The 21,040-nt window shown below is 58.9% G+C and carries 21 protein-coding genes; 9 read left to right on the forward strand and 12 right to left on the reverse strand.

What is annotated here, in order from left to right:
- Window positions 1-135: 135 nt before the first annotated feature.
- The 3 genes from phaC to phbB all read right to left on the reverse strand — a co-directional run bounded on the left by phaC (window position 136) and on the right by phbB (window position 3,990).
- Window positions 136-1,839 (reverse strand): class I poly(R)-hydroxyalkanoic acid synthase, encoded by a 1,704-nt coding sequence (gene phaC, locus AC07UI_RS24515; RefSeq protein ID WP_494994933.1) that lies wholly within the window; start codon window positions 1,837-1,839, stop codon window positions 136-138.
- Window positions 1,840-2,000: 161 nt separating this feature from the next.
- Window positions 2,001-3,179, reverse strand: coding sequence for an acetyl-CoA C-acetyltransferase (locus AC07UI_RS24520; protein ID WP_494994934.1), 1,179 nt, complete (start codon window positions 3,177-3,179; stop codon window positions 2,001-2,003).
- A gap of 64 nt (window positions 3,180-3,243) precedes the next feature.
- Window positions 3,244-3,990, reverse strand: a complete 747-nt coding sequence (phbB, locus tag AC07UI_RS24525; protein WP_494994935.1) for an acetoacetyl-CoA reductase — start codon at window positions 3,988-3,990, stop codon at window positions 3,244-3,246.
- 271 nt (window positions 3,991-4,261) lie between these two features.
- Between phbB and AC07UI_RS24530 the strand changes: the two genes are divergently transcribed.
- The gene (locus tag AC07UI_RS24530; protein WP_494994960.1) at window positions 4,262-5,389 is read left to right on the forward strand and encodes an AraC family transcriptional regulator; all 1,128 of its coding nucleotides are present in this window, start codon (window positions 4,262-4,264) and stop codon (window positions 5,387-5,389) included.
- 26 nt (window positions 5,390-5,415) lie between these two features.
- Here AC07UI_RS24530 and AC07UI_RS24535 read toward each other — a convergent pair whose 3' ends face one another.
- Window positions 5,416-7,854 (reverse strand): DUF3141 domain-containing protein, encoded by a 2,439-nt coding sequence (locus AC07UI_RS24535; RefSeq protein WP_494994936.1) that lies wholly within the window; start codon window positions 7,852-7,854, stop codon window positions 5,416-5,418.
- 252 nt (window positions 7,855-8,106) lie between these two features.
- Between AC07UI_RS24535 and phaP the strand changes: the two genes are divergently transcribed.
- Complete coding sequence (phaP, locus tag AC07UI_RS24540; RefSeq protein ID WP_494994937.1) at window positions 8,107-8,679, forward strand: TIGR01841 family phasin; 573 nt, start codon at window positions 8,107-8,109, stop codon at window positions 8,677-8,679.
- Window positions 8,680-8,714: 35 nt separating this feature from the next.
- Here phaP and phaR read toward each other — a convergent pair whose 3' ends face one another.
- The 3 genes from phaR to AC07UI_RS24555 all read right to left on the reverse strand — a co-directional run bounded on the left by phaR (window position 8,715) and on the right by AC07UI_RS24555 (window position 10,961).
- Window positions 8,715-9,248 carry a polyhydroxyalkanoate synthesis repressor PhaR gene (phaR, locus tag AC07UI_RS24545; RefSeq protein WP_494994938.1) on the reverse strand — a complete coding sequence of 178 codons (534 nt, stop codon included), beginning with the start codon at window positions 9,246-9,248 and terminating at the stop codon, window positions 8,715-8,717.
- A 76-nt stretch (window positions 9,249-9,324) separates the two neighbouring features.
- A complete protein-coding gene (locus tag AC07UI_RS24550) occupies window positions 9,325-9,846 on the reverse strand; it encodes a GNAT family N-acetyltransferase (protein ID WP_494994939.1) in 522 nt (173 codons plus the stop codon).
- Window positions 9,847-9,911: 65 nt separating this feature from the next.
- Window positions 9,912-10,961, reverse strand: a complete 1,050-nt coding sequence (locus AC07UI_RS24555; RefSeq protein ID WP_494994940.1) for a LacI family DNA-binding transcriptional regulator — start codon at window positions 10,959-10,961, stop codon at window positions 9,912-9,914.
- Between the two features lie 182 nt (window positions 10,962-11,143).
- Here AC07UI_RS24555 and AC07UI_RS24560 point away from each other — a divergent pair, with 182 nt between their 5' ends.
- The 4 genes from AC07UI_RS24560 to AC07UI_RS24575 are packed head-to-tail and all read left to right on the forward strand — an operon-like array spanning window position 11,144 to window position 14,714.
- The gene (locus AC07UI_RS24560; RefSeq protein WP_494994941.1) at window positions 11,144-12,256 is read left to right on the forward strand and encodes a fatty acid desaturase family protein; all 1,113 of its coding nucleotides are present in this window, start codon (window positions 11,144-11,146) and stop codon (window positions 12,254-12,256) included.
- A gap of 36 nt (window positions 12,257-12,292) precedes the next feature.
- The gene (locus tag AC07UI_RS24565) at window positions 12,293-12,613 is read left to right on the forward strand and encodes a MocE family 2Fe-2S type ferredoxin (protein ID WP_494994942.1); all 321 of its coding nucleotides are present in this window, start codon (window positions 12,293-12,295) and stop codon (window positions 12,611-12,613) included.
- 18 nt (window positions 12,614-12,631) lie between these two features.
- Window positions 12,632-13,873 carry an NAD(P)/FAD-dependent oxidoreductase gene (locus tag AC07UI_RS24570; RefSeq protein WP_494994943.1) on the forward strand — a complete coding sequence of 414 codons (1,242 nt, stop codon included), beginning with the start codon at window positions 12,632-12,634 and terminating at the stop codon, window positions 13,871-13,873.
- A 1-nt stretch (window position 13,874) separates the two neighbouring features.
- On the forward strand, window positions 13,875-14,714 hold the full coding sequence (locus AC07UI_RS24575) for a sugar phosphate isomerase/epimerase (RefSeq protein WP_494994944.1): 840 nt from the start codon (window positions 13,875-13,877) through the stop codon (window positions 14,712-14,714).
- Window positions 14,715-14,777: 63 nt separating this feature from the next.
- On the opposite strand, the gene AC07UI_RS24580 is transcribed toward AC07UI_RS24575, so the two are convergent.
- Window positions 14,778-15,143: a VOC family protein gene (locus AC07UI_RS24580; protein ID WP_494994945.1), complete on the reverse strand. Its 366-nt coding sequence runs from the start codon at window positions 15,141-15,143 to the stop codon at window positions 14,778-14,780.
- Window positions 15,144-15,177: 34 nt separating this feature from the next.
- The gene (locus tag AC07UI_RS24585; protein WP_494994946.1) at window positions 15,178-15,303 is read right to left on the reverse strand and encodes a hypothetical protein; all 126 of its coding nucleotides are present in this window, start codon (window positions 15,301-15,303) and stop codon (window positions 15,178-15,180) included.
- Window positions 15,304-15,483: 180 nt separating this feature from the next.
- On the opposite strand from AC07UI_RS24585, the gene AC07UI_RS24590 reads away from it, so the two are divergent.
- Window positions 15,484-15,756, forward strand: a complete 273-nt coding sequence (locus AC07UI_RS24590) for a DUF4242 domain-containing protein (RefSeq protein ID WP_494994947.1) — start codon at window positions 15,484-15,486, stop codon at window positions 15,754-15,756.
- Between the two features lie 50 nt (window positions 15,757-15,806).
- A complete protein-coding gene (locus AC07UI_RS24595) occupies window positions 15,807-16,619 on the forward strand; it encodes a class I SAM-dependent methyltransferase (RefSeq protein ID WP_494994948.1) in 813 nt (270 codons plus the stop codon).
- Window positions 16,620-16,695: 76 nt separating this feature from the next.
- On the opposite strand, the gene AC07UI_RS24600 is transcribed toward AC07UI_RS24595, so the two are convergent.
- The 3 genes from AC07UI_RS24600 to AC07UI_RS24610 are packed head-to-tail and all read right to left on the reverse strand — an operon-like array spanning window position 16,696 to window position 19,357.
- The gene (locus AC07UI_RS24600) at window positions 16,696-17,316 is read right to left on the reverse strand and encodes a TetR/AcrR family transcriptional regulator (RefSeq protein ID WP_494994949.1); all 621 of its coding nucleotides are present in this window, start codon (window positions 17,314-17,316) and stop codon (window positions 16,696-16,698) included.
- Window positions 17,303-18,154: a 3-hydroxybutyryl-CoA dehydrogenase gene (locus tag AC07UI_RS24605; RefSeq protein ID WP_494994950.1), complete on the reverse strand. Its 852-nt coding sequence runs from the start codon at window positions 18,152-18,154 to the stop codon at window positions 17,303-17,305. The genes AC07UI_RS24600 and AC07UI_RS24605 overlap by 14 nt, the downstream gene beginning before the upstream one ends.
- Before the next feature lie 18 nt (window positions 18,155-18,172).
- Window positions 18,173-19,357, reverse strand: coding sequence for an acetyl-CoA C-acyltransferase family protein (locus AC07UI_RS24610; RefSeq protein ID WP_494994951.1), 1,185 nt, complete (start codon window positions 19,355-19,357; stop codon window positions 18,173-18,175).
- Window positions 19,358-19,571: 214 nt separating this feature from the next.
- Here AC07UI_RS24610 and AC07UI_RS24615 point away from each other — a divergent pair, with 214 nt between their 5' ends.
- Window positions 19,572-20,585, forward strand: a complete 1,014-nt coding sequence (locus AC07UI_RS24615; protein ID WP_494994952.1) for an AraC family transcriptional regulator — start codon at window positions 19,572-19,574, stop codon at window positions 20,583-20,585.
- Window positions 20,586-21,040: the final 455 nt, after the last annotated feature.

Genomic DNA, 21,040 nt, shown 5'->3' on the forward strand with positions numbered 1-21,040 from the left:
GATAGCGATCGTATTTTTTTTTCGGCGCTTGGGCGTCACCCCGAGTGACTACCATGCCCGTTTCACAAAGACGTAGAAACGGCCCTCGAACCTGTCACTTGCGAGACAAATTCGGGGCCGGCTCAACGCAGTCTTTTATTGCATTACATAACGGCCTGGCGCCTTCTCCAGCGCCGGGTACTTGGCGTTCCCGGCGTGCAGCACCGAGGGCTGGCGCTCTCCGGCGTGTCCGGCCAGCCAGTTGAACCAGTCATTCCACCAGCTGCCGGGTTGCTGTTCGGCATTCTTGAACCAGGTGTCCGGGTTTTTTGTGACCCGATTGTTGGTCCAGTAATGGCGTTTCTGCTTGGCAGGCGGATTGATGACGCCGGCGATATGCCCGGACGCGCCCAGTACAAAGCGCTTGGTCCCGGAGAGCAGGTTGGTGCTGGCGTAGGCGCTTCTCCAGGGCACGATATGGTCGTCATGGGTGGCGAGGATGTAAGCAGGAGCGTCAATCGCACGCAGATCCACCTTGGTCCCGCAGCACTCCAGCTCTCCTGATTTCAGGTCGTTCTGCAAATAGGTGTGGCGCAGGTACCAGCAGTACATCGGGCCCGGAAGGTTGGTGCTGTCGTTATTCCAGAACAGCAGATCAAGAGGAATCGGTTTTTGCCCCTTGAGGTATTTGTCGACGTTGTAGTTCCACCACAATTCGTTGGGGCGCAGCAGGGAGAAGGTATTGCCCATGTCTTCGCCACGAAACAAACCGATGGGGCCATTCACACCGCCGATGGTGCGCTCGCGGTAGGCCACCAGTTCTTCGTCGACGAATATGTCGATGGGACCGGTATCCTGGTAATCAAGGAACGTGGTGAACAGGCTCACGCTGGCGATCTCTCGGTCGCCGCGTGCAGCCAGTACGGCCAACGCAGTGCTCAACAGGGTGCCGCCGATGCAGAAACCCACGCAATTGAGTCGCTGCTGGCCACTGATCTCGCGGGTCACTTGCAGGGCGTCGATCACCCCGTGCTCAATCAGGTCTTCCCAGGTGGTGCCTGCGTGTTCCTGGTCAAAGTTGCGCCAGGATATCAGGAATACAGGGTGTCCCTGTTCCAGCAGGTGGCGGACCATCGAGTTGTCCGGGCGCAGATCAAGGATGTAGTACTTGTTGATCGACGGCGGTACGACGAATACCGGGTGCCGGTACTGGGTTTCGCTTTGTGGGTAGTACTGAATGAGCTGGAAGAGGTGATTCTCGAAGACGATTTCGCCGGGGGTGCTGGCCAGATCGACGCCAACCTTGAAGGCACCGCTATCACACTGGCGCATTTTGCCTTCGTTCATGTCGCTGGCCAGGTGCTGCATACCTGTGACCAGGCTGGCACCTTGAGTCTCAACCACACGCTGGAGCGCATCAGGGTTGCTGGCCAGAAAGTTGCTGGGCGCACTGGCGGCGATGGCTTGCTCCACCAGATAGCGCAGGCGTTGGCGCGCTTTCTTCTCGTCGATCAGCAGCATGTCGAGCAGTTTCAGGAGAAAGCTGGAGTTGAGCAGGTAAAACGCAGCGAGAGAGCCGAACAGTGGCTCGCTCCAGTTGCCGCTGGCGAAACGTCGATCATCGAAGCTGAAGGGTTGACCGGTCAGCAGTTTTTGGCCGAGTTGACCCCATTGAACCTGGTAGTCCGCTTGAAGGCTGTCCAGGGTTTCGCGAGGCAGTTCGAACCAGGCGCTGTGCTCATGCCCGGAAAACCAGGGATTAGTGCTGACCCATAGGCGCAATTGTTGCACTGCAAAGGACGCGATGAACGGAACCTGGCCTGACCAATAGGTCTTGAATGTATGCGCGTTGTTGTCCATAAAATTCCTTGCCCACACAGATGAGCCGGGCAGAAAAAAAGCCGCGCTATGCCGGACTCCGGCGTAGCGACGGCAGGAATGCGGGCAGCATTGTTTGACGCCAACCTGATGCGCGGAACAAGGGTCCCAAGTCCGCGCATAGGCTACTCAGATGCCGTTGGTTAGCGCTCGATGGCCAGGCCGACGCCTTGACCACCACCGATGCACAAGGTGGCCAGCCCCTTCTTGCCGTCGCGGCGGATCAGTTCGTGCACCAGCGACACCAGGATCCGTGCCCCTGACGCGCCGATCGGATGGCCAAGGGCGATCGCGCCGCCGTTGACGTTGACTTTGCTGGTGTCCCAACCCAACTCTTTACCAACCGACAGCGACTGGGCGGCGAAGGCCTCATTGGCTTCGATCAGGTCCAGGTCCTCGACGCTCCAGCCGGCCTTTTGCAGGGTCAGACGTGTAGCCGGGACCGGGCCAATGCCCATGATCGACGGGTCCACACCGGCGCTGGCATAGGCTTTGATCCGTGCCAGCACCGGAAGGCCCAGCGCTTGCGCTTTAGCGGCGCTGGCCAGCATCAGCACGGCAGCACCATCGTTGAGGGTCGAGGAGTTGCCGGCGGTCACGCTGCCGTCTTTCTTGAATGCCGGATTGAGTTTCGCCAAGGCTTGCGCAGTGCTGTCGATACGCGGCTGTTCGTCGGTGTCGAAGACCAGCGGTTCACCCTTGCGCTGGGGAATCAGGATCGGCGTGATCTCGCTCTTGAAACGCCCGCCCTCGATGGCTGCGGCGGCCTTCTGTTGCGAGGCGGCAGCGAAGGCATCCTGTGCTTCACGAGAGATCTCGTACTTTTGCGCCAGGTTCTCGGCGGTGATACCCATGTGGTAGTCGTTGAAAGCGTCCCACAGGCCATCCTGGATCATGCTGTCTTGCAGTTGCGCATGGCCCATGCGCAGACCGGTGCGCGCTTTGGGCAGAACATAGGGGGCCAGACTCATATTTTCCTGGCCACCAGCGATCACCAGTTCCGCGTCGCCGCAACGGATTGCCTGGACGGCGAGCTGAACGGCCTTGAGGCCGGAGCCGCAGACCTTGTTCAGGGTCAGGGCAGGGGTGGTATGTGGCAAGCCGGCCTTGATGGCTGTCTGGCGTGCCGGGTTTTGTCCTGCACCGGCAGTGAGTACCTGGCCAAGGATCACTTCATCAACTTGAGCAGCATCAACACCCGTCTGCTCCAGCAGGCGGCGAATCACAGCGGCACCCAGTTCGGTCGCGGGAATTGCAGATAATGCACCCTGGAAACTGCCGATGGCGGTACGAGTAGCGGCAACGATTACGACTTCGTTCATGCGTGACCTCATTGAAAAGACAAAATTCGTCGAACAAACCAGGGCGTTTAGGCCCTGGTTGGGGTTATTGCATGTTCATGCCGCCGTTTACCGAGAAGTCGGCACCGGTGCTGTAGGCGGACTCATCGGAAGCCAGCCAAGCCACGATTGAGGCGATCTCTTCGGGTTGGCCAAGGCGACCGACCGGAATGCCGGCAATCATGCCGTCCAGAATGTCTTTGCGGATTGCCGCAGTCATGTCGGTCTGGATGTAGCCTGGGGAGACGGTGTTGACGGTCACGCCCTTGCCGGAAACTTCCCGGGCCAGTGCCATGGTGAAACCATGGATGCCGGCCTTGGCTGCCGAGTAGTTGGTCTGACCGAACTGGCCACGCTGGCCGTTGATCGACGAGATGTTGATGATCCGCCCCCAGCCCTTGGAGAGCATGCCTTCAATGACTTGCTTGGAGGTGTTGAACAAACTGTTCAGGTTGGTCCCGATCACCGCGTTCCAGTCTTCCGGGGTGAGCTTGCGGAAAGACGCGTCACGAGTGATGCCAGCATTGTTGACCAGTACGTCGACTGGCCCGAAGTGTTCCCGCACCATCTCAAAGGCCTTGCGGGTCGATTCCCAATCGGTGATGTCGGTTTCGACGCATTCGAATTGATAGCCAGCTGCAAGCTGTGTTGCCATCCAGTCATCCTTGCGGCTGGAATTGGCACTGCAGCCGACAATGACCTTGAAGCCTTCCTTGTACAGACGTTGGCTGATTGCTGTGCCAATGCCGCCCATGCCACCGGTTACCACTGCAATACGACTACGCGACTCCATACTTCTACTTCCTTATTTTTCGCTGCAGGAGAGAAGATTGTTCGATATCGACGGGCCGGGCGGAAGTGTTTGTAGGTGACTGATTGGTGTCCAACGGTGCCATACGGGCGTTTTGGTCCGCTGGCAGAAAATGAGGAGTACCTACAACTGGGATCAATACCTGAAATTCAACAGACAGTTAATATTTGTGCAACATGGTTGAAATATGTTCAGCGTAGGTCAATATTGGCTCCGGACAGGATGTTCGGTTCCACAGGTTATTGAGGACGCTATGTATAGAATGAGTTCAGGTTATGCCAGCGTGCTGGCGAATACGCTTTTGGCTCAAGGACTGGATTTTGCCAGTCTGTGCGAGGAGGCTGGACTTGATGTCACGCTCGTGAATAACCCGGGTGGATTCTGCGAGCGAAGCGTTATCTATCGTTTATGGGACCTGGCCGCTCAGGCCTCGGATGATCCGAATATCGGTTTGAAAGCCTACGGGAATTTCCATCCCAGCGTTTTTCAGATCGTCGGCTACACGATGATGTCCAGTTCGAATCTGAAAAGGGCGCTCGAACGTCTGGTTCGTTTCAGCCCGTTGATTGGTACTGGATTCAGCCTTTTCTTTGTCCAGGAGCAGCAGCATTACCGTCTTGCCGCGCTCGATCATCAGCAACGTGGCTCGGTCAAACCCCGGCAATATACGGATGCAGGGCTGGCTTCGCTGCTGGGTTTTTGCCGTTGGCTGGCGGGTGGCAAGTTGCCGCGACCGTTGAGTGTGGAGTTCGCTTATCCCGAACCTGAAGACACGTCGGAGCATCAGCGGCTTTTTGGCTGTCCACTGCGTTTTGGGGCCGCTTATGACAGCATCTTGTTCGATGGTCAGGAGCTTCTGAATCCGTTGAGTATGGCCAACGAGGCGTTGGCCACGCTCCATGACAGTTTTGCCGAGGCTCAGCTGGACCTGTTGTCCGGCAACTCTATTGTCGCCAGGATTCGCGCGCTGATTACCGAGCGCTTGAGCCAGGGGCAAGGCCAAGGGCAATGTGATATGGAATCGATTGCGGCGGCACTGAGCGTCAGCAAGCGAACGCTTCAACGAGGCCTTGAGAAGGATGGCACGCAATTCAAGGATGTCCTGAACGATGTGCGCCGGCAGTTGGCCGACTTTTATTTGCGCCATTCTCATTTCAACATGAAGCATGTGACGTATCTGCTCGGCTTTCATGATCACAGCAGCTTCCATAAGGCATGCACCCGTTGGTTCGGCATGACCCCCGGTCAGTATCGGACCGACGAGTCGTTGTTTGCGGTCGAGGAAGCCGTGCCGGTCCGACTCATGAACCCCGTGGGTCTGCGCCGAGATCAAAAGATCGCAGGCTTCGCCAGCGCTTACGCCGAACGGATACACCGGTAATTCCTTGTGAAGGCTCATTGAGGCGTTCATTGAGGCTTTGGACCTTTGGTCCTTTTGCTCGCCTTGCGCTTTGGAGCTTTAACTTCAATGGCGGGGGCGGGCGTCGGTGTGATCTCCGGCGGCAGCACTGCCGCAAGCGGGGATGGCTCCGCAGGGGGCTCCTTCTGAATGGGATCTGTTTCACCGGGCGGTTGGGTCAGGCTAAAACCTGGCAGGGGGACTTCGAGTAGCGCGTGCAGTTCACGCCAGAATTTGCCTTCAGCTCCAGTAATTGTCAGCAGTTCGGGCATCAATTGCCCAACGGCTGCGAGGACCTGTTGGCGTGCCTTGGTGTCCGGGAGTAGCAAGGGCAGGCTGCGCAAGCTTTCTTGCGGGTGGGCAAAAACCAGCAGGTTCTGCAATCGGATGGCTTCGCGCAGGGCTGCGGGCTCATTGCTGTAGTCCTGGACCAGCCGATGCACCTGCTGAATCAATTTCTCGATGCTTTCCTTGCCCGCCTTGTCGCTGTCGCGGCCCAGTAAAAACAGAATCCGCACCAACGCTTCCAGGGGGCCGCCATGGGGCAGCGCATCCTGCAGGCGTTCGATCAGGGCCTGGTCCTGCTGATCAGCATGTGCCTGGAGATTTCGCGCAGGCTCGTTGCTGGTGAGGACACTCAGTGCGCCGTAAATGCCGTAGAAACACAGCTCCTGGGTGGCGTCACGCACATCGCGATAAGTATTCAGGGCGTCTTGTATCTGGTTGGAGAACAGCTCCTGCCAGGCCAGCAACGGGTTGTCCTGGCGTGCGGGACGACGATCGCTGCTCACTTGGGAAACGGTCCCGGCTACCCACCACAGTGCCGGATTCAGGCTGCTCCATAGCACTTGCTGCTGATGGAAGGGGTGTGTCCTGCGCATCAGTTCGGCAACGGGCTCGTTGACTATCTGACGTAGCCACGGACGTATGAATCCGTCGTAAAACGTGCTGTTGATGTCAGACGCACGCTCCACCAGAGAGAATTCGCGATCGTCATCACGGGCCGGCTCGACGTCATCATGGATATCGGCGATTCGCCTTGATTCGAAACGCACGCGGTATTGCACGTCACCGCTGCCTGAGGTGGCCGGCAGATCGTCGATCAGCATTTCGTATAGCCCTGCCGGCAGCGCATTGATGGCTTCGACCGCACCGAGCAACCCACGGTGTTCACGCCGCGCCACCTTGCCGGAAACAAAAATGCCCAAATGGCCGATGCTGGCGTGCCGCAGGTAGACGATGGTACGTCCTGCGTCATGCAATGCGAGATCGCTGGGATAGACATCGGCGATCCAGTTCAATGCCTGTTGTGGAGGGGTGATGTTGTCTCCGTAGGAGCAGAACACCACCACCGGTACTTCGATCCGTTTCAGATCAATGCCGGAGCTCTTGCGGCCGAGGCCGCCGGACAACTGGTTGCCGATGAAAAGGTCATCGACAATCATTTCGATTTCTTCGCCATTGAGCAGGGTCGGGCTGCCCCACCAGCGTTCGAAGTCGAGAAAGCGTTCAGCCTCGCTATCGACCTGGCTGAACAGCTGATAATACTTGCCCCAATAGGTGTTGGCCGGGTCCAGGTTTTCGAAATTGCTGACCAGCCAGGTACCGTCGAAACGGTCATTGCCCAAGTCGCTGCCCAGGCGAGCCATCCAGCCGCCACCCAGCAGGCCACCGGTGTAGCGCATCGGATTGCGTCCATTGACACCGGCCCAGTACGACAAGGGGGCACCATTAATAATGATCAATCCCGGCAATTCCGGTCGTGTTGCCGCCAATCCCATCAAGGCCCAGCCGGCCTGGCAGTTGCCGATTATGATCGGCTTGCTATTGGCCGGGTGAAGGGCGCTGACGACTTCGATGAACCGGGCCTGGGCTTCGACGATATCGGCCAGGGTTTGCCCAGGCTGTGGTGAGTGACTGAAAGAGATGAAATAGGTGGGGTGGCCGGCTCTGAGGCTTTCGCCTAATACCGAATCCTGTTTGAAGCCGCCGATTCCTGAGCCATGGCCGCCGCGCGGGTCGATGATGATCACCGGCTGGCCTTTGCTGTAGATCCTTTGCTCTGGCCCGGGGAGGATTCGCAACAGTGAATAGTTGACCGGGCGCGGGAGATCGGCGCCTGCGATCAGGATTTCATGATCGAACTTGAGCAGCAGCGGATACCCGGCGCGTTCATGGGCCAGCGTATTGTCGCCGCGCTGGCGCAGGGTGTCCCAGAACAGCAGGCTACGTTGAGCGAGGTCGATGAAATATTCCTGCCAGTCAGAGAGCGTGGGTTGTCTGAGTTCGCCTCGCTTCAGAGAGGCGAGGGTTTTTTCCTGGCGCTGGCGCAAAGCATCAAGGACATTCAGGGTATTGAGGCGCTGCAGATGACTCAGGTGTTCGAACAGGCCGCGTTGAGAGGAGAGTTTGTCATATTGCGATGCAATAATATCTTCCTGTCCCATGGTGATCTCCTGGCTTTATGCATGAGAAGTAGCTTGCCGGCATCTCATCATTAAAGAGAGCTTGGCTGGCCGTTCGCCTTTCAGGAGTCTATAGCGAATAGTGGCGGGAGGTGAAATATTTTTGTGCGGCGCACAAAAAATCATTGCCAAACGAATTTGTGCACTGCAATATCAAGGCTAACGCGATGACCGGCAGGATCGCTATCGCGCCCTCAGGCCCATGTCGGCCTTTCAGAATCAGGAGATTCAAGCATGTCTTTTTTTAACTTGGAAAAATTGCAAGACGCTCAGAAAGCCAACCTAGACCTCCTGCAGCAAATCAGCGGCAAAATCTTCGCCAGTGTTGAACAGCTCACCCAATTGCAGATCAAGACTCTGCAAGCCTCCACCGAGGAGCAGTTCGACGGTTTTCGCAAACTGCTGGCAGTCCGTGATCCACAAGGGTTCGCTGAGCTCCAGGCTTCTTTCATCCAGCCAAATGTGCAAGCCGAACGCCTGGCTGAGTTCAATCGTCAAGTACAAGCGCTGATTGTTGGCACCCAGTCGGAAATCGCCAAACTGACCACGCGTCAGGTCGAGGCGGGCACCAAGCAGGTGCAAGAGTTCGTTGAAGTGATCAGCAAGAATGCGCCGGCTGGCTCCGAGCCTGTTGTGGCTGCATTGAAGTCGTCGCTGGCCAATGCCGGCACCGTATTTGAAAACGCACAGAAAGCTGTAAAACAGGCTGCTGACGTTGCCCAGAGCACTTTCGATGCAGCGACTGCCGCAACTGCCGCAACCGGGAAAGCCGCGCCAGAGGGCAAGGCAACAAGCGGTAACAAGTAAGTCACATTAGAATGGTTACACTGATGGCGATGGGTTTATTCCCCATCGCCATTTTTTTTCGGCCCGCCACCGGCGCCTGGCTTGCCTTGTGGCGTGCCGCCGAACAGACCGAAGAGGTTCTGAGTGTTCATGTAGAGGGCTTTTGACTGCTCGACATACTGGCGCATCAAGTCCTGCATGACCGGCGCTTGCTGGTGCATGAACTCGCCCCAGGCTTCAGAGGACTGAGCGCCGGTCTGGGACTGGATGTCGATGACCGTCTGAATGCTTTTATCCAGGTAGCTGCCGAGAACGCCCTGGTAAGGACCGTAGAACTGGATAATCCCCATGAGCATCTCAATGGAGAAGATCGGTTGACCGCCACTTTCGGCTTCCAGAATGACCTGCAGCAAAATACTGCGGGTCAGATCCTCGCCCGTCTTGGCGTCGACTACCTCGAACGGGATTTTATCGACGACCAACTGGCGTATATCCGCAAGGGTCAAATGACTGCTGGTGTGCGTGTCATACAGACGGCGATTCGGGTATTTCTTGATCAGACGGGTGGTGTTCCGACTGTTATCTGTCATGCGGGGCTACTCACAGCGAGCCTGATAAGCAGCCATCTTATCCTACTCTGGCCACTACCGCGGATCGGTGAAGCACCTAACCGGGCTGGCGGGGCACTTTAAGGTCAGCACTGAACTGAAACTTGAACAGGGTGCACTCATGGCCATCGATCGACAGCGGATGGCGAGTGAACTCGCCTTGGGTGAGGGCGGGGATTACCCTTAACCAAAATGACCGTGCAGGCTGATTGGCGTCGATGTGAAAAATCTGCCATTGACCGGGAAATTTGTTGAGCAGCGCAGATACGACAAACTTCCCGACGCCTCGACCTCGATACCCGCGGCTGACAAAAAAATAGCCGATGTTGTACTGAACATCGTCAAAACGGACATCGTCGTCAATCGTCACGAAGCCGGCAATTTCCCCGTCAACCTTGATCAGGAAGGGGTGCGTCGATGGCTTTCTCCAGTAATCGGGTGTTGGCTGGATGTTGAAAAAGCCATGGTTACCGAATTTCAGCGGGAGCCACTCGCTGAAATCGTAGGTGTAGAACTGCATCAGGTTCTCGATGCATTCGAGTTCATCGCGCTGTGCGGGGTGCAGTTCTATCGAAAGCATACCGGGAGCTCCTTCTTACAATCCCTGCGTCACGGGCTGAGTTCACGTCCATTGAAAATGCAACGTCAGTGTCGAGCGTTCTCTGAGGTCACGATCTGCAGCGGAATATGGATCCGATGCCGTATCGGATCGAAGTCCGGCGTGGTCTGCAGCTCGACCAGCAAGTCGACCAGCGCTGTCGCCAGCAATCGCGGCTGGGAATCGATGACCAGACTGATCAATCCCTGATCCAGGGCTTGTCGCGACAGCTCGGTCGACTCCTGCAGGATACAGCACAGCGATGGCCGCTTCGGCAGCTGCGACAGGGCACTGATGATTCCGTCACCGCCCCCTCCGACCACGCACAGACCCCGCAAGTCGTCATGCCGCGCCAGCAGTTCCAGCGTCGCCTCTTCGGTGACGTCACAGTTGTCCAGGTTGATCACCGCTTCGAGTAGCCGCAACCCCGGTGCGCGCTCCATCAGGTAATTGCGCAGCCCCTCGACCCGCGCCTGATGGCCGAGAAAGCGGTGGCCGCCGAGCAGCACCCCGATGCTGCCTTTACGTGCACCACAGCTGTGAGCCAGCAGCCAGCCCATGGTGCGTCCGACCTCATGATTATCCAGACCGACGTAAGGCTCATCCGCCGCCTCATGGATGTCGGACAGCAGGGCGATCACCGGAACTCCCGCCTCTCTGATCTGAGCGATGGCTGCATTGATCAGCGGGTGAGCGAAGCTGACCACCGCCAGGCCATCGCACTGCACCGCCAGTTGTTCGATCTGGGCAATGATGGCGCTGGGTGTGCGATCGAATACGTATTCGAAATGGCAGCTCAGGTTGGCGCCGGCCTGACGCTGCGCCACCTCGGTGATGGCGGTGGCAACGTTGCCATAGAACGCCTGGGCGGTGCCGAGCAACAGGATGCCGAAACGGTAGGTGGGGCGACGTTCGCGGATCCGCTGGCCGATCAGCCTCGCGGCGAAATAACCGACCGCTTCGGCGGCCTGGAATACCTGCTCGGCGGTGGCCGGGCTGACCGGCGCTCTGGCGTTGAGCACCCGATCCACGGTGGCGACACTTAAACGCGCGTGCTCAGCAACCGTGGCGATGGTGGGGCGTTTATTGTTGTTCATGGCGGCTCCCGGAAGCGCCTTGATAGAAAACTATCAAGCCTTGCTGGGCCTGGATGATAGCTTGATAGGGAATGTATTCAAGGGCTTGAGGGTGATTTGTGCGCTCTCTATATTTTCTCCAGCGATGCCATCGCGCATCCAGGCAAGTGCCTGAAACCATCAAGCTTGCGGAGAACAATAAAATGCCTGAACGAAACGCAGCCTTTGAATACCCCGGCAAACCCGTGCCTCGGGATTATCGATTGACCGGTCCCGAAGCCGCCAGAGCGGCGCAAAAAGGCCTGGTATCGGCAAGCTGGTACCAATCCCCCATTTCTCGTAAACGCATGAAGGAATTGATGCAGCGCCGCGATGGCCCGGCCTTGCTTGATACCGCGATCTGGCTGCTGGCGATGATCGTGACCGGCTTCGGCGGTTACTGGTTCTGGGGCTCCTGGGCCTGCATTCCGTTCTTCTTCGTCTACGGGCTGCTCTACGGCACGGCGTCCAATGCCCGTTGGCACGAAGCGGGTCACGGTACAGCGTTCAAAACCCGCTGGATGAATGATGCGGTCTACCAGCTGTCGAGCTTCATGTTCATGTTCGAACCCCAAGTCTGGCGCTGGAGCCACGCACGGCACCACACCGACACCGTTATCGTCGGCCGCGATCCGGAGATCGTCGAACCACGTCCGCCAAGCCTGATAAATATGGTGCTGAGCCTGTTCAGAATGCCTTACGCGTTGAAGACGATGGGGTCAGTCTGCCGGCATGCGACAGGGCGGATGGGTGAAGAAGAGCAGACGTTCATCCCCGAATCCGAGTGGCCCAAGGTGGTGAGGGACGCACGCGTCTGGCTAGCAATTTATTCGCTTACCGTGGGCACTGCGCTTTATCTGCAGAGCTGGTTGCCGCTGATGTTTATTGGTCTGCCGACCCTCTATGGCGGTTGGCTGTCCTACCTGTTCGGCCTGTCGCAGCATGTCGGCCTGGCTGAGGACGTACTCGATCACCGCAGCAACTGCCGTACGATTTACATGAACCCGGTGCTGCGCTTTATGTACCTCAACATGAACTATCACCTTGAGCATCACATGTATCCGATGGTGCCTTTTCACGCGCTGGCGCAGCTTCACGAGGAGATCCGCCACGACTGCCCGCCGCCTTACACCAGTCTGTTCGAGGCCTTCAAGGAAATCATCCCGACCATCTGGAAGCAGCGCAAAGACCCGACCTATTTCGTCCGTCGCCCTTTGCCACAACGCGCAGCGCCGGCCGCCAACGTCCAGGCAGAACCTGAAGTAACGCCGGCCTGACACCTTCCTGTCTGTACCACTACAAGAGAAAACGCCATGACCGATCAATGGATCGATGTATGTGCCGTGGGCGATATCGACGAAGAAGATGTCATTCGTTTCGACCATGGCCAGCACACCTATGCCGTCTACCGCTCCGCCGACAGCGAGTTTTTCGCCACGGCGGGCCTGTGCACCCACGAATCCATCCACCTGGCCGACGGCCTGGTGATGGAGCATGTCATCGAGTGCCCCAAGCACAACGGGCGTTTCGACTACCGCTCCGGCAAAGCCCTTGGCGCGCCGGTGTGCGTCAACCTCAAGACCTATCAGGTCCGGGTCGAGGCGGGTCGTGTCCTGCTCGCTATTACGGTTTAACTGCACGGAGTCTGTGCCATGAATCCTGACAACGATCCACTGGTTATCGTGGGTGCCGGGCATGCGGGTGGTCGCGCGGCCTTGACCTTGCGCGGCGAAGGTTATAGCGGTCGCCTGATTCTGATAGGCGACGAGTCCCACCCGCCCTATGAACGTCCGCCGCTGTCCAAAGGGTTGTTGCAGGGCACGGTCGATCTGGCGGGCTGCAGCCTGTGCGATACCGATCAGCTCGCCGAACTGGACATCGAACACCTGGCTGGCAACCCGGCGAAGTGCCTCGATCCGCAGCAGCATCGTCTGCAGTTGGCCGACGGCAGCTGGTTACATTACGCCCGTTTGCTGCTCGCGACTGGGGGGAGGGCGCGGCTGCTGCCCTATGTGCCCGCGCATCTGCCCAACGTGCTTTATCTGCGTACCCATGACGAAGCCATCGCACTGCGCGCTTCGCTACGACACGGCGCCCGATTGGTGATCATCGGTGGCGGCTTCATCGGACTCGAAGTCGCCGCGACCGCCCGTGCCCTGGGTTGCACGGTGACTTTGCTCGAAGCCGGGCCGCGCCTGGCGGGCCGCGTCCTGCCGCAGCGCCTGTCCAATGTCCTGCTGGAACTGCATCGCCGTCAGGGCGTGGATGTCCGACTGAACGTGGCCATCGAAACGGTGCTGGGCGCCACTCGCGCCGAGGCGGTGCAACTGGTCGACGGCCAGTTGTTGCCCTGCGATCTGGTCGTGGTGGGTATCGGCATGCAACCGAACACCGAGTTGGCCGTGGCTGCCGGGCTTGAGGTCGGTCAGGGCATTCGCGTCGATGCGCAGTTGCGCACCAGTGCGCCGGACATCTTTGCGGCAGGCGACGTCTGTGAGTTTCGTCTGCACCCGCAAGGGGGGTTCCAGCGTCAGGAAACCTGGCGCAACGCCGAAACCCAGGGCCGTCACGCCGCCCTGAACCTGCTGGGCGGCGAGCAGCCCTACGACGTCATTCCCGGCTTTTGGTCCGATCAGTACGACTGGGGGCTGCAAACCGTGGGCGTAATCGCAAACACCGAACCGACGGCGAGCCGGACAACCCCGGGTGGCGGTTTCCTGTTGTTCTACCTCGATGCCGAACAACGTCTGCTAGGGGCTTGCGGCTGGGGCCAGGGCAATAGCATCGCCAAGGACATCAAATTGTGCGAACGGCTGATCGCCAACCATAACCCCCTCTCGGCGGTCGCTTTAGCCGATGCCGATGTATCGCTCAAACAACTGCTGAGGAACTGACATGCGCGAATTCCTGGTGTTTCAGTCCTTGTGGGCCATGCAAGATCACCGTGGCCACTGCGATCTTTCCATTGAGGCGCAACTGGAGAAGATCGCCGCCGCCGGTTTCGACGGGATCACCGACCATTTCTGGCTCGCACCACAGGCTGCACGCCTGAGTGCCGCCGCCAAGGCGCAAGGCCTGCAAATCGAAGGTCAGCTGTTCCCCCGCACCGTGGATGATCTGGCAGCGGCGATCGATGTCGCCTCCCGCTACGGATGCCACCATCTCACGCTACAAGCCGATGTCCGGCCGCGCACGCTGACGCAGGCGATCGAGCTGATTGAAGGCTGGCAGCGTCTGGCCGAGCAGGTGGACTTTCCGATCCTCCAGGAAACCCATCGTTACCGCCTCACCAGTGACCTGTTGTTCACCCTCGACATTCTCGCGCAAATGCCCGACCTCAAGTTGCTGGCCGACTTGTCCCACTATGTCGTGGGCCGCGAACTGCCAGAACCGGCCGCTGCCGAGGACGACGAACAGATCCATACCATCCTGCGTCACAGCTGGGGCTTCCATGGCCGTGTGGCCAGTTGTGAACAGGTCCAGGTCCCCCTGAGTTTCGCCCAGCACCGACCCTGGCTGGAGCGTTTCCTGGGTTGGTGGCGCTATGGGATCGAGGATTGGCTGGCCCGCCCGAACACGCCCGCCAGCCTGTCCTTCACCTGTGAACTCGGCCCGCCACCCTATGCCATCACCGGTGCCGACGGAGGCGACATCACCGATCGCTGGGCCGAAGCGCTGATCCTTAAGGACCTGATGCGCAAGGTCTGGAATGACAGCCTGGCGCAACATCGCTAAATGGGAACCAGTCGTTCGCCAGGGCCGTAGATACCGTCTTACGCCTCACCAGGCATCGCAACGCTAAGCCCGGGTGAAAATTTCCAGCAGATGGCCGTCCGGATCATCGAAATACACTCTTCGCCCACCGTCGAGCCGGTTGATTTCGCCCGGGCGCAGCTTGCAGGGATCGGCCCAGTAGGGGAGTTCTCGACTCTGTATCCGGGCGAAAACCGGGTCAAAGTCGTCCTCGCCGATCAGGAAGGCATAGTGCTGGGAAGAAAACTCGTCGTTGTCGTAGTAATCGAGCGAGACACCGTTATCGAGCTGGACAATCAGCATCGGACCGAATGGGACAGGGCTGGGCAGGCCCAGGATGTCCACGAGAAATGTCGCAGATTTTTGCTTGTCGCGGCACCAGACGATGGTGTGGTTCAACTGCACGCTCACGTTACGATCCCCCTTGCACGACGGTGCATTCAGGTTAGGCGATATTGGGCTTTCTCACGAGATGTCGCAGTGCTGGCTCATTGCCGAGTTCGACATAGCATTCGCCTTCGGTGATCAGGTGGAAGATCGCCATGCGCAGGCTCTGCGACAAAGCGTCCATTGTTGTGCTCCGGTGCTTGCGGGGTCTGTGATGGTGAGCGCCTCGCCGCGCGGCGCAAAACCGCCGGACGATCGGGCAGGCCTGGCCGACGATCGGGCAGGACGCCGACCTGCCCGAGCGCGATAGTTGTCCAACAGGAGCACTGCCGTCCCTGTCATCAATCATAAGGTGGAGGTTGCCATGCCTGAGTTCGTCATCGAGCGCGAAATTCCGGGAGCCGGAACACTGCCAGAACGGGACTTGAAAGCGATCGCACAAAAATCCTGCAAGGTCCTGCGCGAGATGGGGCCGCAAGTACAGTGGCTGCATAGTTACGTCACGGGCGAGAAAATTTACTGCGTGTATATCGCACCGAACGAGGAACTCGTCAGGGAGCACGCAAGACAAGGCGGTTTTCCTGCCAATAGCGTTTCCCGAGTCACCTCCATCATTGACCCGACAACGGCGGAGTAATCGCCCTCCAGTACCCTGCCTGCATTCCAGCCCATACAGAGTCAGCTCCCATGAGCACATCCCTTGATTTAAACGCCCTGAAAAACCGTCAGATGGTTGCGTGGGCCAGTGGCGACTATGCCGTGATCGGCACAACTTTACAGATCGTCGGGGAGCTGCTGGCGGAGGCCTGCGACCTGCGTTGCGATGAGCTCGTGCTTGATGTAGCGGCCGGCAATGGCAATGCCACACTCGCCGCAGCGCGTCGAGGTTGCAAGGTGACCTCGACCGATTACGTGGCCGCTCTGCTCGAACGAGGCGAGGACCGGGCCAGGGCAGAGAACCTGGAGGTGATCTTTCAGGTGGCCGATGCCGAGGCACTGCCCTTCGAGGACGCGAGCTTCGACGTGGTGCTGTCGACGTTCGGCGTAATGTTCGCGCCCGACCAGCCAAAGGCGGCCTCCGAGCTGGCGCGGGTGTGTCGCCCGGGGGGACGGATCGGTCTTGCCAACTGGACCCCGGAAGGTTTTGTCGGCCAGATGTTCACGACGCTGGGTCGGCATTTTCCACCACCAGCGGGCGCACAACCGCCTTCGCTGTGGGGCTCGGAAGCGCATCTGCATTCGCTTTTCGCTGAGTGCGCCGGCAATGTCACCGTGACGCGGCGGTTGTTCAACTTCCGCTACCGCTCGGCCGCGCATTTCATTGAGACTTTCCGCGCCTGGTACGGCCCGATCCACAAGGCCTTCGCGGCGCTGTCCGCTGAGGGGGCCATGGCGCTGGAAAGTGACCTGAGCAAATTGCTGGACACGATGAATCGGGCTGGCGAAGCGTCGCTGGTGGTGCCGAGTGAATATCTGGAGGTGGTTATCACGCGGCGTTGAGTCTGGTGTTGGTAGGGAGCCGAAGCTCCCTCGCCACAAAGGTCGCCGGGTTAGTCTCTGTTGCCCACCCTCAAGCTCAAGCCACCGCGGCCTGAAGACAGGACGCTCCCGGAGGGCAGGGGCCAAGCAGCCGTTCTATTGCGCCGGTCACCAGGTTCTCTATCAATTCTTCGCGCTCCCGATCATTGAGGCTGTGCTGTGCCACCCACGACGGAGCGCTGTTGAGCAAGGATGCAATGGCATGTCCGGCGGCCAGCAATCCATGTTCGGTCAACTGCGTTCGATGGCCAAGCATCGCCAGCAGCTGGCGTTCGTATTGCTCGCGCAGCTGCCTGACCCGCTGCTGCTGGTCATCATTCAGGCAGCAACTGTCGCGTTCGGCCAGGCGAAAGTGTCGAGGGAGTTCCCGATGCAGTTTCAGGTGCGCGCGGATGATCACTTTCAAGCTGTTGCGCCCAGGGCCGGCTTTTTTCTCGTTTCGTCTCAGGGTAGCCAGCAGCTCTTCGTAGAATTCTTCGATCAGGTCGAGCAGCAAGTGCTGCTTGCTCGGGTAATGATGGTAAAGCGAGCCAGGCGCAAGCCCCAGATAGGTCGCCAGCTCGCGCATCCCTACCTGGCCGAAACCCTTGTTGGCGAACAGCTCGAGCGCCTTGTCTCGATGCTGCGCGAAGCGAGAGCAGCGCTCAGGCATAAGCATGGAAGCCGCGCCCGCTTTTGCGGCCAAGATAACCGGCCGCGACCATTTCTTTGAGCAGCGGCGCCGGGCGGTATTTACTGTCGTTGAAACCGTCGTAGAAGGCTTCGAGAATCGCCAGCAAGGTGTCCAGCCCGATCAGGTCGGCCAGTGCCAGCGGGCCTATCGGTTGGTTGCAGCCAAGACGCATGCCGGCATCGATGTCTTCAGCGCTGGCCAGCCCCTCCTGAAACACCAGAATCGCTTCATTGATCATCGGCACCAGAATCCGGTTGACCACAAAGCCTGGACGGTTGCCGGCAGTGATGGCGGTTTTGCCCAGCCGTTGCGCCAGCTCCAGCGCCAGGACATGGGTGGCATCGCTGGTCTGCAAGCCGCGAATGACTTCAATCAGCCCCATCATCGGCACCGGATTGAAGAAGTGCAGGCCGATGAACCGCTCAGGCTGACTCACGCTGGCGGCGAGCTGAGTAATAGACAACGAAGACGTGTTCGAGGCAATCACACAGTCGGCGCTGACTTGCGCGGCGATCTGTTGCAGTACCCGTAGTTTCAGGTCGAGGTTTTCGGTCGCGGCCTCGATCACCAGTTGAGCGTTTTGCAGGGTCGCGTAGTCCGTGCTGGTCTGGATGTTGTCCAGCGCCGCGAGCTTTTGCTCCCGGGAAAGGAGCTGTTTGGCGATTTGCCGGTCCAGATTCTTGCCCACGGTCGCCATAGCGTTTTGCAGCGCGGTCTCGGAGATATCCAGCAGCGTCACGTTGAAGCCGGCAAGGGCACAGATTTGCGCAATGCCGTTGCCCATGGTGCCAGCGCCGATCACACCGACGTTTTGCAGATTCATGTTCAGGTACTTCCCTAATCAAACGCGTTCGAACAGCACGGCGATGCCCTGGCCACCGCCAATGCACATGGTCGCCAAGGCATAACGTCCCTGACAGCGATGCAGCTCGTAAATGGCTTTGGTGGCGATAATCGCGCCGGTGGCACCGACCGGATGGCCCAGGGAAATGCCCGAACCGTTCGGGTTGAGCTTGTGCGGATCGAAGCCCAACTCCTGCGCCACGGCACAGGCTTGGGCTGCGAACGCTTCGTTCGATTCGATCACATCAAGGTCGGCGACGGTCAGGCCTGCACGCTTGAGAACCAGTCGGGTGGCGGGGATCGGCCCCAGGCCCATCATCGACGGCTCAACCCCGGCGTGAGCGTAACCCACCAGCCGGGCCATGGGCTTGAGGCCTTGCTCGCGAACGACCGCTTCGGTGGCCATGATCAATGCGCCTGCACCGTCATTGAGTCCGGAGGCGTTGCCTGCAGTGACGCTGCCATCTTTCTTGAATGCGGGTTTCATACCGCTTAGTTGCTCGGCACTGACATCTGCTCGTACATGCTCGTCAATGGCGAAAGACACCGTGCCTTTGCGTGTCGCCACTTCAATCGGCACGATCTGCTCGACAAAACGCCCTTCGGCAATGGCCCGGGCTGCACGTTGTTGGCTGACAAGGGCCAGTTCATCCTGCATCTGGCGACTGATGCCATAGTGCTCGGCAATGTTCTCCGCGGTGATGCCCATATGGAAGCCGGCAAAGGGATCCTGCAGAACCCCAAGCATGTAATCGATAGCCTGCACATCGCCCATTCGTGCACCCCAGCGCGCTTGCGGCAGCAGGTAAGCACCGCGGCTCATGGACTCGACGCCACCGGCCAGCACGGCCCCGGCATCGCCCAACATCAAACTTTGCGCGGCGCTGACAATGGCCTGCAAACCGGAGCCGCACAGGCGGTTGACGTTGAACGCAGGGGTTTCTTTCGACAGGCCGGCATTCATTGCCACCGCCCTGGAAATATAGGCGTCGCGGGCTTCGGTGGGGATCACATGACCCATCACCGCATGGCCGATATGCTCGGGCGCCAGGCCCGAGCGCTCAATGGCCGCGCGGCAAACGTCGGTTGCCAACTGGATAGGGGTCACGTCCTTCAGCGATCCGCCGAAACTGCCAATGGCGGAGCGCACCGCGCTGACGACGAAAATATCGGAATTGTTCATATCGACTCCTGGAATCAATGTTGCAATCGTTGGCAGTCAGCGACTGGCGTACCATGGGCGCCGTCCGGCTTCAGACGCCCCCCACAGGGGCTGCGCTGCAGTACCTGGTATGGATGTGAGTCTAGAGTCCGCAGCGGCGCTGGCCTATGCCATAACTGTTCAAGGACATTGGCGTTTTTTGCCATTTTCAGGCGATGAAGAGAGAAACGTTCAAATGCGGGAAAAGGATTCGGTTGCCGTCTACTTTATGCATGCAATGCTCCATGCACTGCGTGAGAACCCACAGCGCCTGCGGGCGGTACTCGAGCAGGCGGGAATCGACCCGGCGCTGATGGACCAGCCCACGGCGCGGGTGCCGGCCAGTGCTTTTGCAGCGTTGTGGTTGATCCAGATTCGCGAGTTGAACGACGAGTTCTTCAAGCTCGACTCCCACGGCATGCCGCCTGGCAGTTTTGCCTTGATCTGCCGGGCATTGATTCAGGAGCCGAATCTGGAGAAGGCCATGCGCCAGTGCCTGGCCAACTTCGCGCTGTTCCTGCGGGACTTTCGCGGCAGTTTGAGTGTGCGCGGCAAACGCGCCGTCATCAGCCTGCAGACCCGATCGGACAATAACGACGTCAGTCGTTTCGGCGAAGAGACCTTCCTGGTGTTGATGATCAGTCTGCTGTGCTGGCTGGGTGGGCGGCGAATTCCCATCGATCGCGCGGATTTCCGCCATGAACGTTTGTCGCTCAGTGATGATCCATTGCTCTGGGGCGCCAACCTGACTTTCGGCGCGCAGCGCACTGAAATCGAGTTTGCCAGTCGCTACCTGCGTCTGCCGGTGGTTCAGGATCTTGCATCACTCAAAGTGTTTCTGCGCAGTGCGCCGCAATGGCTGGTGATTCGCTTTCGTAACCAGCATGGCCTGGCGGCACAGATCCATCAGCGTCTGCGAAACAGCCATTACGGCCAATGGCCTACCTTGCAGACCTTCGCGATAGAACAGCATCTGAGCCCCAGTACCTTTCGCCGAAAACTGGAGCGCGAAGGCTGTTCGTTTCAGGAGATCAAGGACGAAGTGCGCCGCGGCGTTGCTTTTGAACAGCTGCGCCAGAGCCGGGCGAGCATCACCGAAATTGCCGAGCAGATCGGCTTTCAAGAACCCAGCGCGTTCCACCGGGCGTTCAAGAAGTGGACGGGGGAAAGTCCGGGGCGCTATAGGGCAAGGTTTCAGGACAAGCCCTGATGCCAATCAGTCAAGAAGAATAAGCGTCGGGCACAAAACCTGTGGCGAGGGGGCTTGTTCCCGGCACCTCTGATCCTCGTAGATTCTTTGAGGATGTTTACAGGTTGATGGGTAAGGAGTGGAAAGATGAGCTTTATGGCGCCAGTCTTGAAGATCAATCCACTTGGTGATTAGGGTGGGGGAGTTGGATCGCTCCCACGCTCTGCGTGGGAATGCCTCACTGGACGCTCCGCGTCCGCTTCGGCAGTGACGCAGAGCGTCACGGGCTGCATTCCCACGCGGGAGCGCGGGAACGATGCATAGGGCCAGTCTTGAAGATCAATCCACTTGGTGATTAGGGTGGGGGAGTTGGATCGCTCCCACGCTCTGCGTGGGAATGTGCAGTGGTCAACTAATTCCGGACACCTCAATAGGTGGTTTCGACGCCATTGCCCGTTCGTAAACGGTCGGTGGCA

Source organism: Pseudomonas sp. GW821-FHT04C07 (genome assembly GCF_059420325.1).